Origin of the sequence: Pedobacter antarcticus, assembly GCF_900103515.1 — a bacterium.
In the GTDB taxonomy this organism is placed as follows: domain Bacteria; phylum Bacteroidota; class Bacteroidia; order Sphingobacteriales; family Sphingobacteriaceae; genus Pedobacter; species Pedobacter antarcticus.
The window spans coordinates 68,957-83,561 of sequence record NZ_FNGZ01000003.1 but is presented as its reverse complement, the minus strand read 5'-3'; the positions used below and the strand labels follow the sequence as shown (position 1 = coordinate 83,561).

Annotated in this window: 14 protein-coding genes; 7 read left to right on the top strand and 7 right to left on the bottom strand. The window is 41.1% G+C overall.

All coding sequences use genetic code 11. The features are described from left to right. Nucleotides 1–47: 47 nt before the first annotated feature. A complete protein-coding gene (locus BLR53_RS07505; RefSeq protein WP_037442321.1) occupies nt 48–329 on the top strand; it encodes an ATP-dependent Clp protease adaptor ClpS in 282 nt (93 codons plus the stop codon). Between the two features lie 23 nt (nt 330–352). Here the strand turns inward: BLR53_RS07505 and BLR53_RS07500 are convergent, their stop codons facing one another. After that, nucleotides 353–952, bottom strand: a complete 600-nt coding sequence (locus BLR53_RS07500; protein WP_074588727.1) for a thioredoxin family protein — start codon at nt 950–952, stop codon at nt 353–355. Nucleotides 953–1,048: 96 nt separating this feature from the next. Between BLR53_RS07500 and BLR53_RS07495 the strand changes: the two genes are divergently transcribed. The 3 genes from BLR53_RS07495 (at nt 1,049) to BLR53_RS07485 (ending at nt 4,928) form a co-directional block, all read left to right on the top strand. Continuing rightward, on the top strand, nt 1,049–3,532 hold the full coding sequence (locus tag BLR53_RS07495; protein ID WP_074588724.1) for a TonB-dependent receptor: 2,484 nt from the start codon (nt 1,049–1,051) through the stop codon (nt 3,530–3,532). 90 nt (nt 3,533–3,622) lie between these two features. After that, nucleotides 3,623–4,177 carry an NUDIX domain-containing protein gene (locus BLR53_RS07490; protein WP_037442317.1) on the top strand — a complete coding sequence of 185 codons (555 nt, stop codon included), beginning with the start codon at nt 3,623–3,625 and terminating at the stop codon, nt 4,175–4,177. 7 nt (nt 4,178–4,184) lie between these two features. Next, nucleotides 4,185–4,928: a lysophospholipid acyltransferase family protein gene (locus BLR53_RS07485; RefSeq protein ID WP_037442315.1), complete on the top strand. Its 744-nt coding sequence runs from the start codon at nt 4,185–4,187 to the stop codon at nt 4,926–4,928. 20 nt (nt 4,929–4,948) lie between these two features. Here the strand turns inward: BLR53_RS07485 and BLR53_RS07480 are convergent, their stop codons facing one another. Both BLR53_RS07480 and BLR53_RS07475 read right to left on the bottom strand, forming a co-directional pair. Further along, entirely contained in the window at nt 4,949–5,707 is a 759-nt protein-coding gene (locus tag BLR53_RS07480) for a LytR/AlgR family response regulator transcription factor (RefSeq protein ID WP_074588722.1), read from the bottom strand. 33 nt (nt 5,708–5,740) lie between these two features. Then, nucleotides 5,741–6,766 (bottom strand): sensor histidine kinase, encoded by a 1,026-nt coding sequence (locus tag BLR53_RS07475; RefSeq protein WP_074588719.1) that lies wholly within the window; start codon nt 6,764–6,766, stop codon nt 5,741–5,743. 341 nt (nt 6,767–7,107) lie between these two features. Between BLR53_RS07475 and BLR53_RS07470 the strand changes: the two genes are divergently transcribed. The 3 genes from BLR53_RS07470 (at nt 7,108) to BLR53_RS07460 (ending at nt 9,167) form a co-directional block, all read left to right on the top strand. Continuing rightward, nucleotides 7,108–7,296, top strand: a complete 189-nt coding sequence (locus BLR53_RS07470) for a hypothetical protein (RefSeq protein ID WP_139218412.1) — start codon at nt 7,108–7,110, stop codon at nt 7,294–7,296. A 247-nt stretch (nt 7,297–7,543) separates the two neighbouring features. After that, nucleotides 7,544–7,915 (top strand): BlaI/MecI/CopY family transcriptional regulator, encoded by a 372-nt coding sequence (locus BLR53_RS07465; protein ID WP_037442307.1) that lies wholly within the window; start codon nt 7,544–7,546, stop codon nt 7,913–7,915. A 1-nt stretch (nt 7,916) separates the two neighbouring features. Next, nucleotides 7,917–9,167 carry a M56 family metallopeptidase gene (locus BLR53_RS07460; RefSeq protein WP_074588716.1) on the top strand — a complete coding sequence of 417 codons (1,251 nt, stop codon included), beginning with the start codon at nt 7,917–7,919 and terminating at the stop codon, nt 9,165–9,167. A 92-nt stretch (nt 9,168–9,259) separates the two neighbouring features. On the opposite strand, the gene BLR53_RS07455 is transcribed toward BLR53_RS07460, so the two are convergent. The 4 genes from BLR53_RS07455 to BLR53_RS07440 form a co-directional block, all read right to left on the bottom strand. Continuing rightward, complete coding sequence (locus BLR53_RS07455; protein ID WP_037442303.1) at nt 9,260–10,030, bottom strand: succinate dehydrogenase/fumarate reductase iron-sulfur subunit; 771 nt, start codon at nt 10,028–10,030, stop codon at nt 9,260–9,262. Nucleotides 10,031–10,054: 24 nt separating this feature from the next. Continuing rightward, on the bottom strand, nt 10,055–12,034 hold the full coding sequence (locus BLR53_RS07450) for a fumarate reductase/succinate dehydrogenase flavoprotein subunit (RefSeq protein ID WP_037442301.1): 1,980 nt from the start codon (nt 12,032–12,034) through the stop codon (nt 10,055–10,057). 27 nt (nt 12,035–12,061) lie between these two features. After that, the gene (locus tag BLR53_RS07445) at nt 12,062–12,742 is read right to left on the bottom strand and encodes a succinate dehydrogenase cytochrome b subunit (protein WP_037442300.1); all 681 of its coding nucleotides are present in this window, start codon (nt 12,740–12,742) and stop codon (nt 12,062–12,064) included. Between the two features lie 209 nt (nt 12,743–12,951). Continuing rightward, the gene (locus BLR53_RS07440) at nt 12,952–14,487 is read right to left on the bottom strand and encodes a S1C family serine protease (protein WP_037442298.1); all 1,536 of its coding nucleotides are present in this window, start codon (nt 14,485–14,487) and stop codon (nt 12,952–12,954) included. Nucleotides 14,488–14,605 lie beyond the last annotated feature (118 nt).

The following is a 14,605-nucleotide window of genomic DNA, read 5'->3' as shown; positions in this document are numbered from 1 at the left end:
TTTTATTTTAACGTATCTTTTTTTTGAAATTAGGTTATTTTTGTAAAATGACTACAGAAACGAAAGAAGAATCATTTACGCTGGAAGAGATCCTGTCCTCTTTGAAGACTTCTCACCGTCTTATTCTTTGGAATGATGATGTGAATACTTTTGACCATGTAATCCATTGTATGACCAAATATCTGGACTATACAGATTCACAGGCAGAAAAGATTGCCTGGGAAGTTCATAACAAGGGCAAATGTGCCGTTTTAAAAGGGTCTTTTACCGAGATGGAAATCTATCGTAAAATATTACAGCAGGAAGGACTGACTGTGACTGTAGACTAATCCGGCCTTCCGGTCTGCCTGCTCTATTTCAAAGACCGGAAAACCTGGCTGAGCTCTTCTTGTGTATGTCTGGTCTGATCTTTTGCGTACCAGTGATGCAGTTTCTCCGCTACTTTGAATAGATCTGATTCTTCCTTCTTCCATCCACCGAGCATTTCCTGCAGAATTGCCGGCCGGGGACCCCATTTTGCAATCTGCTCACCTTCTTCATTAATTATCAGCATAACAGGGATAGCCCTACCACCATTAGTGAGATGCGCATCCATCAATTCTAAATGTTGATCACGCAGGACGAGTCGTAGCTCCAGTTTTTCAGGAAATTGTAAAGCGATGTGCTGAAATACCGGTACCAACTGAGCGGCGTCACCACACCAGCCTTCAGTAATAATCAGTAGACGGTATCGATCTGTTAATGCCAAAAGCTCTTTTTCGAGTTCTGGCAGAACCCGAATAGTTTTTTCAACCCGCTTCATACGCTGAAGATTCATTTTACTGTAATGCAGCATGGCGTCACTACTGTCTTCCCCCGTAGTCTGACCATTCTCAAGGCGCTTTGTAACTAATTCTTTATAGGCAGAATAGCTTAAACCTTCATTCACAAAAATATTACTGTAATTAACCATATATGCGTTGTAATAAAATAGTTACCACCTGTTTTTTAAACTATCGCACCGTTACTTTGTCCATCCTAAGAAAATACACCAAAATACACTAACTTAATGAACCTGTCTATCTACAAAATTCTATTATTCAGTTTAATTTTAAACTTCTTTGTCTCTTCAGCTATCCAGGCTCAAAATACCGGCAACGGTAAACTTACCGGAAAAGTTGTAGATGTGCAAAATAATGAAACTGTTCCTTTCGCTTCGGCTGTTGTTTTAAATAACAGTACCAAAGCCGTTGTCCGTACTGCCCAGACTGATGCAGACGGTAACCTTTCGATTCCAAATCTTCCCGCTGGCAGTTTCACGGTTAAAATCAGCTATGTTGGTTATCAAACAATGGTAAAAAATAACGTGACACTGGTTGCAGGTAAAGACTTCAATCTTGGAACTGTAAAAATGACTGCTTCTAAAGGCAATGTGCTGAATGAAGTTGCGATTACAGCCCAGAAAAGTACTATACAGCTGGGCATAGACAAAAAAGTATTTTCTGTTGAACAAAGTCTTGTCAGTGAAGGTGGTTCGGCCACAGACCTGCTGGCGAATGTTCCTTCTGTGCAGACTGATGTGGACGGAAATGTAAGCTTACGAGGCTCTACTGGCGTAAGGGTACTGATTGACGGTAAGCCTTCTTTAATTGCAGGTGGAAATGTCGCGCAGATTCTGCAGTCCATCCCTGCCAGTTCTATCGAAACTGTGGAGGTAATCACAAACCCTTCTTCCAAATATGATGCAGAAGGGCAATCAGGTATCATTAACATCGTATTGAAAAAGAACGCTAAATTAGGCTTTAACGGGAATGTTGCACTTACTGCAGGAAACAGGGATAACTATAACGCAAATACCAGTCTTAGTTTTCAAAATAAAAAAGTGAATCTTTATGGTAATTATTCTTTCAGAAGAGGAAATAGAATTGGCGGAGGTTTCAATAATATAGAATACTTGCAGCCCATTGGTGAACTTGCCTTCGCCGATCAGTTGACAGACTCTAGAAACACCGATAAAAGTCATAATGTAAAAGCAGGTCTGGATTATTATCTGACTTCTAAAGATATTCTGAGTTTTTCTGGCGGTTTTAATATCAGGGATAATGACCGGACTGAATTACTGGACATTAATAAATATAATGCACAACGTAATCCGCTCGAACTGAGCAACCGGACAAATACTAATCTGGGCAGCGGCAAGAGTTTTGATACTAACCTGGATTATAGCCATAAGTTTAAACCAGGTGAAGAGCTGACTTTCAATTTTGGCTTCTCCAAAGGTAATAACGACAATTTCCAGCGATACATTACCGATCTGCAAAGCCTGAACGGTATTGCTCCTGGTAATGGCGAAAGACGTACGAATGATAATGAGGGCGATAACAAAAACTATAATATTCAGGCAGATTATAATACTTCGATCGGTAAAACAGGTAAACTGGAGGCAGGATATCGCAGCCAGATCCGTTTTTCAGACAACACTACAGATGCCCAGTTATTTGACTACGATTTAGAAAGTTACCGCCCGGATCTGCGTCTGACAAATTTATTTGACAGTAAAGATCAGGTACATGCAATCTATATGAATTATCAGAATCAGATTGGCAAATTCGGTTATCAGTTCGGATTACGTGCAGAAGATGCTTCCCTGGTATCTAATAGCGGTGGTTATGACCTGAATAACCAATTGGTAAATGCAACTTCTAAAATTGCTTATAAACGTCTTTATCCAAGTATCTATCTGACACAGAAAATGGAACATGAGCAGCAGATCCAGTTAAGTTACAGCAGAAGAGTAAACAGACCAAGACCATGGGATACCAATCCGTTTATTGATTATGGTGATCCTTTAAACTGGCGTCGCGGTAATCCAAACCTGCTGCCTGAAGATGTACATGCTTTCGAACTCGGATACAGCAAATTCTGGCCTAAAGTTACCTTAATTTCCAGTGCATACGTACGCAGAACGAACGACCTTATTCAGCGTGTACGTTCTCAGCCTGATGAAAATGGGGTGATTATCTCTACTCCTCAGAATTTAACTAAAGATCTTTCGAGCGGGCTGGAACTAATTGCTAAAGTCGATGTGCTAAAAGCATGGAACTTTACAGCAAACGTAAATGTATATCACAGTAAAATTGATGCTGTCCCAGCTTATGACATTGCCGGCAATTCGGGTTTTAGCTGGAACTCTAACCTGACTAACAATTTTGTACTTCCTTACGGAATTACTTTACAGCTCAGAGGTGAATACACTTCGTCGCAGGTACTGGCTCAAGGTAGACGGAAGTCGATGTATACTTTTGACGGCGGCGCTAAATACGATTTTCCGGGTAAAAAAGCTTCCCTCGGCCTGAATGTAAGAGATATTTTCAACACACGCCAGTTTGGTATGGTAACCAATGACGGCAGGTCTATCGTAGATTTTGAACGCTATATGACAGGTCCGATGGGCAACATTACGTTCTCTTACCGCTTCGGTCAGACGACGTTCCAGAAAAAACAGAAGAAACCTGAACAGGTTGACAACAGACCTGATGAAGGCCAATTTTAAGGAAATGACCGCTTTACAGCGGTCATTTTTTGTTTAAGGCCTATCCGAATGACAGGTTTTTGGAGATTCTAGATTTTTGTATCTTGCGGCATGGAAAATGAAAATCCCTGGACTACATTGGAAAGCAGATTGGTTTATGAAAATAACTGGATTGGTCTTACTGAACACCAGGTGATTAATCCTTCCGGCGGCAAAGGTATTTACGGTCAGGTAAGCTTTAAAAACCTGGCTATTGGGATTCTTCCGGTTGACGATGAAATGCATACCTGGCTTGTCGGACAATATCGCTACCCCCTAAAAGCCTACAGCTGGGAAATTCCTGAGGGTGGTGGTCCGTTACATCTATCCCCACTCGATAGTGCAAAACGGGAACTTCAGGAAGAAACAGGTCTTTCGGCAGATTCATGGACGGAAATACAGCGTTTACACCTATCTAACTCAGTTACGGACGAACTGGCAATAGTTTATCTAGCCAGAGGATTGACACAGGGACAGGCTGCCCCTGAAGATACCGAAGAACTGGTTTTACGCCGCCTCCCGTTGCAAGAAGCATGCACAATGGCAGAAAATGGATCTATCACTGATAGTATCAGCGTGGCCGCTCTGCTAAAAGCTAAAATAATGATACTCGAAGGCAAATTATAAATTACACATGAGCAAATTTCTGGGTTATATCCTTACCCCTGTTTTCTACTTTTTTTTCACCTTGTCACTTTTGATCTTTCATCCGCTCCAATGGATTTCTTTCCGTTTATTTGGATACCGGGCACATAAAGTGGTTGTAGATTACCTTAATTTTTGTCTGACCTATTGCCAGATATTCCTGGGTTCATCTACTACATTTATTAATAAACAAAAACTTCCGCAGGGCCGCCCGGTAATCTTTATTGCCAATCATCAGAGCATGTATGATATTCCCGCTCTGATCTGGTTTCTCAGACAATACCACGTAAAGTTTATCTCGAAGATAGAACTTACCAAGGGTATTCCCTCCATATCCTATAACCTGAAACATGGAGGAGGAGCCAATATAAACCGGAAAGACAGTAAGCAAGCCGTATCTGAAATTATCAAATTGGGTCGCAGAATGAAATCGAATAACTGGTCGACAATGATCTTCGCTGAAGGTACACGTGCTAAAGACGGACAGATGAAACCTTTTCAGGTCGGTGGTATAGCTACACTGCTGAAAGCAGTTCCCGACGCACTCATCGTACCTGTTGCTATTGAAAATTCCTGGAAAATTGTGCAATACGGACCATTTCCACTTTGCGCCGGGTTAAAACTCCGTTGGACTGTACTCAGCCCTATCATCACTGAAGGGCTGAATCCTGAGGAGATTGCTTTGCAGGCAGAAAAATCAATCCGGATAAGCTTAAATCAAATGAAAAACTAAGCCCGCTGAAGAACGAAATATTATAGATTCTTATTCTCAATCCGGCGGAAGAACTCATCTCTGTAGGTATCTCCTATCGGAATGATCTTATCACAGATACTGATTCGGCTGCGCTCTATACTTTCGATTTTATCCAGTGCGATGATATAGGATTTATGTACTCTGATGAAATTTGCAGAAGGCAAAGTTTCTTCCATCCTTTTCATGTTCTGCAGCGTGATCACCCGCTCATTCTTTGTATAAATTGAGATATAATCTTTTAAACCTTCAATATAGAGGATATCGTTCAGTTCAATCTTCTGGATCTTATGTTCTGATTTAACAAAGATAAAATCTGTCACCTGTTCTGAATGGTTTGCCGGAGCCGGTGGCGGAACCGGAGTGGTTGCAGCTACAATTGTCTGATTCCCTTCCAGCTGTTTATTCTGTCTGTTATGTACTTTTTCAACTGCCTTATAGAAGCGGTCAAATGCGATTGGTTTTAGCAGATAATCTGAAACGTCCAGGTCATAGCTTTCCAGCGCATATTGTGAATAGGCAGTAGTAAGAATATAACTGGCTTTATTACTGGCAATTTTAAGAAACTGTATACCAGTCAGATCGGGCATCTGTATATCCAGAAAAACCAGGTCTATACCACCTGCCTGAACCAGCTGCAAAGCTTCAATTGCATTTTCGGTTCTTTTAACCAGTTCCAGGAAAGGTACTTTCGATACGTAATCTTCGATGATATCCAGCGCTAATGGTTCATCGTCTACAGCTATACACTTCAAAGTCATTTTAGGGCTGTTTAATAATTTTTTCGTTATAATCTATATATCCAGCATCAGCTCGCTGGTATAATGAGTTGCTGAATTTACAATATTTAATTTATATCTATCTGGATAAAGCAACTGTAAACGCCTTTCAACGTTGTTTAGACCTACTCCACCCACCTCATCCTTATTTCCAATTCTCTTCCTATTCGTAATACTGAAATGAAGAATCTTTTGATTGGCGATGATATTAATACGAATCGGGTCGGCAGGATCATTTGCCACGCCATGTTTAAATGCATTTTCTACAAATGAGATCAGCACCAGGGGGATAATCTTCTGATCTTTAATTTCGCCATTAATACTCATCTCAATGGCTGCACCATCTTTAAAACGCAGTCGATGCAGGTCTACATAACTTTCAAGATAGGAGATCTCTTTGCTAAGTTCCACCCATATATCATTGCTTTCGTAGATCATATAGCGCATTATTTCAGATAATTTAAGTACGGCATCAGCTGTTTTCTCAGATTTCTGGTAAGCGAGTGAGTAAATATTATTCAGCGAATTAAACAAGAAATGCGGGTTAAGTTGCGATTTAAGGAATTGCAGCTCCATATCTTTCCTTTCATTCTCCAGACTACGTTGTACCCTGATATTACTGAACCAATCCAGCATGAATTTAATCAGGCAGCTGGAAATGATAAAGAAACCCGACACGAACACAGTACTAATCATATATACAGAGAGATCCGTTTCCTGCAGCGCTCCTGTTTTACTGTCATGGTGCTCTAAAATCACATCCCTGTATAATACCGCGATGATCGTTTTTGCAGCCGTCATCCCAGCAATTAATAATACAAGCGCCAGAATATACATCCAGTACTTTTTCAGCAGCTGAGGGATCAGCAGGGTATAATTAATATAGAATACGGAGATATTGATTATAGAATAATAGCCAAGACTAACAACGACTTCCCGGGAAAATATGCTTTTGCCACTCATAAATATCGTCAGGCCAAGAATTGCCCCGATAAACATCCAGTAAGCTAAATGGGAAATGATCTCTCTATTATCTTTCATTTGTTTGCACAATAAGAATCAGGTCTAAAGCTATTAATTTTTAAAATTAAACCGCGTTCTGATAGGAATAAAACGAGAAATCTCCTATTGATCGGTATTTAAATCGACGAACAGGCATTTTTATTCTACGAACTGGATAAACCCATGAAATATGCCTGTTTATCTGATTTGAGCCGTTGATCTAGAATTATATCCCCTTCGTATAAAACATTTTAACAGCCAAAAATTTATAATTCTATTTGTTTCAACAAAACGAAATAAAGATGAAAACTTCTGCTTACTACCTCGACCAAAAAACAGTTCAGCATAATATCAGCAGTTTCACAACAAAATATATACCTATGAAAACTTCAGCATATCAACACCTTTCACAACCGCTTGTAAGTGACAGGATGTACAATAGTTACCAATCTCATATCAGCAGCCTATCCGCTGCCAAAACATATATTATGGATAAATTAACAACTGTTTCTCCATTCCTGTTAATGCTGATTCCCGTTTTAACTGTGATGATCTACAGCTTTTTTTAAGAAAAAGATCGTATTTGACCGGGCAATACAGCCCTTTTAAATTGCACTAAACACCCTTTCCTCCGTTCTGGAGGGATTAACACCATATATAGTTTAGTTTTAGTTAATAAATAAAAAAGGTAGCTGGATGGCTACCTTTTTTTTATTTATCAAAGTTTTCAATATTTCTCTTTGTAACTAAGAGTTTAGTTTGTACATTTAACTAAAGGCTTAGTTACAAACGGCACAAAGCCAGATAAAAAGAATTATGGAAATTAAAGACCTGACTAAAGCAGAAGAACAAATCATGCAAATTGTATGGCAGATTAAAAAAGGCTTTGTGAAAGAAGTAGTTGACTTACTTCCAGAACCAAAACCAGCGTACAATACGGTATCTACAATAATCAGGATCCTGGAAACCAAGGGATTTATTGCACATGAGCCAGCCGGCAAAGCGCACCTGTATTATCCGATTATCTCACTTGAAGATTATAAGCGCCACGCCACAGACAAATTGCTGGGCAATTATTTCGGAAACTCAGTGGAAAGCATGTTTTCGTTTTTCGTGAAAGAGGAAAAGCTGGACGTTAAGGATGTGGATGATATTCTGAAAATGATCAATGAACTAAAAAAGAAATAAGATGAACTGGATTATTTATATTTTGGTGGTCAACAGCAGTCTGCTGCTATTTTATCTTCTCTATAAACTGCTCCTTGAAAAGGAGACGTTTTTCAGGCTCAACAGATATTACCTGATCACGGCTGCAATGTCCGCGATGCTTATACCGCTGATACCACAGGACTGGCTGCCCTTGCAAAAAGACCTCCTTAATGAGAACAACCCCCGGGAGATATTAATTATGCTCTCTGAGGTTAGCGTATCGCCATTGAAAAGCAATACTCCCATATGGATCAGTTTTGCCTTGAGTATTTATCTGGCTGGTGGTATTTTCTTCACCTTAAAGCTATTCAGGCGTCTGATTCAACTCAGAAAAATAATAAGCGAACCCCTTTCGGGCGTGGCCTTCTCATTTTTCAGCTTTAAATGTGTCGACAGAAGATTGGTTGGTGCAGCGATAATTGACAGGCATGAGGAGGTCCATATCAGACATTTACATAGTGCGGACATTATCTTTTTTGAGATCCTGGCAATTATGTGCTGGTTCAATCCGGTGATCTACGCCTATAAAAAGTCGATAGTACAGGTCCATGAGTTCTATGCAGATGAAATAGCTTCTGCATATCAGGGCGACAAGTCTGCCTATGCCATGCTGCTGCTCAGTAAAGCGCTCCGGATTAATCCCCAGGTACTGACCAATAGTTTTTTCAATGAACCTTTACTTAAAACCCGAATTCATATGTTAAACAAAAGAAAATCAGCAAAACCGGCGGCATTGAAATACGCGCTGTTCGTACCTCTTTGCGCAGGAACATTATTACTGACATCTGCAACGTTGACAAAAGAGACAAAGTCCGAAAACTCAGGCACCGGAAATTCCTACTTTGCCTCCACGCCACTAAATCAATTCGGCTTACAGCAGCAGGAGCCAGGAAAGGTCTACGAATTCGTTAAAACTGACACCCAACCGGAATTCCCGGGGGGCATGAAAAAATTCTATGAATATCTGGGCGCATCACTTAAATACCCGGAATCAGCCGCTAAAAATAAGGTGGAGGGCAAAGTGTTCCTAAGCTATATCGTAGAAACGGATGGTAAAATTAGCCATGTTAAAGTCGAAAGAGGATTGAATGCAGCCCTGGATGCGGAAGCAGTCAGAGTGCTTACAGAATCCCCTAACTGGATTCCCGGAAAAGTAGGTAATACACCAGTCCGGGTGAAGTATAATATCCCAATCCATTTCGGGCTGACTAAGAAACCAGCAAAAGCATAAACAGCAGGTTTTAGCATGGCCTAAAAACAAGAAACCCCGGCAAAATCTGCCGGGGTTTCTTGTTAAATCCTTGTCTCGTAGACCTAAATCTATTAAACTTCTTCCTCAGAAACAAATTTTGCTGAATAAAAATCTCTGTTCATTCTTGCAATATTCTCCAGGGAGATTCCTTTAGGGCATTCTGCTTCGCAGGCGCCGGTATTAGTACAGTTACCGAAACCTTCAGCATCCATCTGTGCAACCATACTTTGAACACGACGGTAACGCTCTGGTTGACCCTGAGGCAGTTGTGCAAGCTGAGATATTTTCGCCGAGGTGAATAACATGGCCGAAGCATTCTTACATGTTGCTACACAAGCGCCACATCCGATACAAGCTGCTGCTTCGAAAGCAGAGTCTGCCTGAAATTTAGGAATAGGCAATGCATTTGCATCCTGTGCATTTCCTGTATTCACAGAAATAAAACCACCTGCCGCAATAATTCTGTCAAATGCTGTACGGTCTACCGCTAAATCTTTAATTACCGGGAATGCTTTAGCTCTCCATGGTTCTACAACAATGGTATCGCCATCCTGGAACGAACGCATATGAAGCTGGCATGTAGTAATGCCTTCTTTAGGCCCGTGAGGTCTTCCGTTAATATACATCGAGCATGCGCCGCAGATACCTTCTCTGCAGTCATGATCAAATACAATTGGTTCTTCTCCCTTATTGATCAGCTGCTCGTTTAAAACGTCAAACATTTCTAGGAAGGACATGTCAGGAGAAATCTCCGACATTTTATAATCGACCAAATTACCTTTGGCTTTGTTATTTTTCTGACGCCAAACTTTCAGCGTTAAATTCATATTTCCTGTACTCATGGTATTGGAGATTTTAGTACTAGCTTATTTATAACTTCTTTGTGCGATTTTGATGTTTTCGAACTTCAGTTGCTCTTTATGCAGTTCAAACTTCACATCATCTTTGTATTCCCAGGCTGAAACAAAAGCATAATTTTCATCATCTCTTAATGCTTCACCTTCTTCAGTCTGATATTCCTCTCTGAAGTGACCACCGCAAGACTCGTTTCGCTGCAATGCATCCATACACATCAGTTCACCAAGTTCAATAAAGTCTGCCACACGTCCGGCTTTCTCCAGCTCAGGATTGAATTCATTCATCTCACCGGGAACACGCACATCTTGCCAGAATTCTTTACGTAAAGCCTGAATTTCGGCTATCGCTGAAGTAAGACCTTCTGCATTACGCGCCATTCCGCATTTCTCCCACATGATCTTTCCTAGACGTTTATGGAAGAAATCCACAGATTTCGTTCCCTTAACCGACAGGAAATGCTCAAGAATACCTCTTACACTAGCTTCTGCTTCAACAAAGGCAGGGTGATCCAATGGAATAGGTTTAGTCGCCAGCTCTTTTGACAGGTAGGCTCCTATTGTATAAGGAATTACAAAATAACCATCTGCCAGACCTTGCATCAGTGCAGACGCACCTAAACGGTTAGCTCCATGATCAGAGAAGTTCGCTTCACCCAGCGCATAAAGGCCAGGTACCGTCGTCATCAGGTTATAATCAACCCAAAGACCACCCATTGTATAGTGAACAGCAGGATAGATACGCATCGGAAGTTCATAAGGATCTTCTCCTGTGATCTGCTTGTACATATCAAACAGGTTACCATATTTTTCTTTGATTACATCACGACCCAAACGCATGCAAGTTTCACGGTCAGGATTGTGGATATTGTGTTTTGTAGCCTCGATACGTCCGTAACGTTCTGTATTTGCAGTAAAATCGAGGTATACAGCCAATTTAGACTGGCCAACACCATAACCTGCATCACAACGCTCTTTAGCAGCACGGGAAGCCACATCACGTGGAACCAGGTTACCGAAAGCAGGATAACGACGCTCTAAATAATAATCTCTTTCTTCTTCTGGAATATCGGTTGCTTTACGCTGATCGTCTTTTTTCTTAGGAACCCAGATACGTCCGTCATTACGTAAGGACTCAGACATCAGGGTTAACTTAGACTGGTGATCTCCTGAAACCGGAATACAGGTCGGGTGAATCTGAGTAAAACAAGGGTTACCGAAGTAAGCGCCTTTTTTATGTGCTTTCCAGGCTGCAGTTACGTTACTTCCCATTGCATTTGTAGAGAGATAGAATACGTTACCATATCCACCGGTACCCAACAATACTGCATGACCAAAATGACGCTCCAGTTCTCCGGTAATCAGATTACGCGCAATAATTCCACGCGCTTTACCTTCAATTACGACAACATCAAGCATTTCATGGCGGGTAAACATTTCGACTTTACCCATGCCAATCTGGCGTTCCAGTGCGCTGTATGCTCCTAAAAGTAATTGCTGACCAGTCTGACCTGCTGCATAAAAAGTACGTTGAACCTGTGTACCACCAAATGAGCGGTTATCCAGTAATCCACCATATTCTCTGGCCAGGGGAACACCCTGAGCAACACATTGGTCGATGATGTTTGCACTAACCTCAGCTAAACGGTGTACGTTAGCTTCACGGGCACGGTAATCACCACCTTTAATTGTATCATAAAATAAACGGTAAACGCTGTCACCATCATTCTGATAGTTTTTTGCCGCATTGATACCACCCTGAGCCGCGATTGAGTGAGCTCTTCTAGGTGAATCCTGGAAACAAAAACATTTAACCTTATATCCCATTTCAGCCAGGGTGGACGCTGCCGAAGCACCTGCCAGACCTGAACCTACAATAATTATTTCTATACTTCTTTTATTCGCCGGATTAACAAGAGGCATTGAAGACCTCAGTTTAGTCCATTTACCGGTCAGTTCACCTTCCGGTATATTTGCATTCATATCTGCCATTCTATTTAGCGTTATACGTTCTAAACCTTAATTAATAAACCCTGCATACATGGCAATCGGCATTGCCGCAAAGACCACTGCAATAATGATGGAATACCATACACCAAGCGCTTTAATAAGCGGTGAGTATTTCTTGTGATTCCAGCCTAAAGTCTGAAACGCAGATGCAAAACCATGTAATAAGTGGTATAGCAATGAACCCATTGCCAATACATACAATACTACCAGCCATACGTTCTGGAATGTTTCCTTCATCACCGCGAACAGGTCTTCGTGCCCGTTAGCATCTTCAGTAGGAATACCAGTAAAGCGTGAAACTACCCAGAAGTTCGATAAGTGAACGATCAGGAAAATCAGCAATAACGTACCTAATAAACCCATAGAGCGGGAATACCATTTACTGTTTGCTTTACCATCATACACTGCATACTTCTCAGGGCGGGCTGCCTGATTCTGAAAGGTAAGGCGCAGACCTTGAATGATGTGCAGCAATAAACCCGCCATCAGAATTACTTCAGAAGCTCTGATCAGCCAGTTGGTTGCCATAAAATGTGCACCGATGTTAAAAGTTAAACCACCGTCATTGACAAATATCAAAGCATTGATAAAGCAATGTACAATAAGAAATAAAATTAGAAACAGGCCGGTGATACCCATTATTAGTTTTTTTCCTATAGATGAGGAAAAAGCGTTTCCGAAACTAGCCATTAGATTTATTTATTTTTGAGTTCTATTAATGCAAAAGTATTTAATAAATGACTTAATTTATACATATACCAGTCCAAATAAAAAGAATTAACCTATTTAGAAACATTCTACATCAGAATGCCCTGACAAGCCGCCATGGGCCTTTTTAAGCAAAAAAAACGGGTAGCAAATTTAATTGCTACCCGTTTTAAAGTTTTAAAATGCGGCGGTTAGTTGAAACTAAACGTGTAATTTCCGTTAGGTCCGACTCCTGAAACAGTAATCTTGCCGTTTTTCGAAGTTGGTAATGCCGACTCGACATCTTTTGCACTGTTAACAGCTTTACCATTGATCGTAGTTACCAATAATCCTTTCGGGATATCTAAACTATCAAACAGTTTACCTGGAACAACGCTGGTTACAATGACACCATTCTTCACCCCATATTTTTCCTTAGCCGAAGCGGATGCCGGAGCAAAACTTGCGCCCAATTTATCAATGCTCATGCCGGTACTTCTACCTGCTGTTTCTGATTTGGTCTTAGCCAGTGTTTCTTCACCTTTTAAGGTTACCGATACGTTCTGTTCTTTACCGCCTCTGGAAATAGTCAGCTGAACTTTGTCACCAGGACTCAGTCTGCCAATTTTTTCCTGCAGATCTGGTGAGGCAAAAATCTCTTTACCATCTACTTTCTTAATGATATCTCCTTCTTTAATACCAGCTGCAGCCGCGCCACCACCAGGTACGACACCACTAACCAGCAAACCACTGATATCTTTAATTTTATTTTGTTCAGCAACGTCTGCATTCAGCTCCTGGAATGTTACTCCCACATAACCTCTTTTTACACTTCCGTATTTTTTAAAATCTTCCAGAATTTTTTTAGCCAGATTAACAGGGATAGCAAAGCCGTAACCCTCGTTAGTACCAGTCTGTGAAGCGATAGCTGCATTAATACCGATCAGCTCACCGTTCGCATTTACCAGGGCGCCGCCACTGTTACCTGGGTTAATTGCCGCATCTGTCTGAATATAAGATTCAATGGCAGAATTTGTACGTGAAGGAACTTTACCTGTACGCTGATACTCTTCATATTCTTCTTCTGTAGGCTGTTGCTGTTCGCGGCCTAAAATACCAATTGCTCTGGCTTTAGCACTCACAATACCGGCTGTTACTGTGGTTTGCAGGTTTAGCGGGAAGCCTACTGCAAGAACCCACTCTCCTACCTGAACGTTATCTGAATTACCCATTTTAACTACTGGTAAATCTGTTGCTTCCACTTTAATCAGTGCAAGGTCGGTATTCGCATCACGGCCAATTACTTTAGCTTCTACTTTACGTCTGTCAGACAAAATCACCTGAATTTTCTCAGCGTTGTCCACAACGTGATTATTCGTCACGATATAACCGTCAGAAGTTAAAATAACTCCGGAACCCGAAGCTGCTCTTGGCGCACGCTGAGCTCTGCGGCCGCCCCGGCCGCCAAAGAATTCTTCCATCATATCCATCGGTGAGGAAGGGCCGGATGAACCAGAAGAACTAAATGTAGTCTGAATATGCACGACAGCTGGTGAAACCACTGCGGCTGCCTGAACAAAATCAACCGCTCCGGCAGATGAAATTTTTGAAGGATTACTCGCAAAAAGAAGGTTCTGCTTCTCAGCAAGGGTCATGTTGTTGGTTTTATTTTCCAACATTTTGTAGCCACCGATTGCTGCTGCGCCACCTACGAATGCGGCTAAGAAAATTAATGCTATTTTTTTCATGTTGTTTTATTTTTCATTTGTTATAAAACCGGTGGAATACCGGGTCTATTTGTGTATAAGATTATTTCTGATGAACAGCTAACCTCTGTTCCTGATTTGCCCGCCACGATATTTTTGT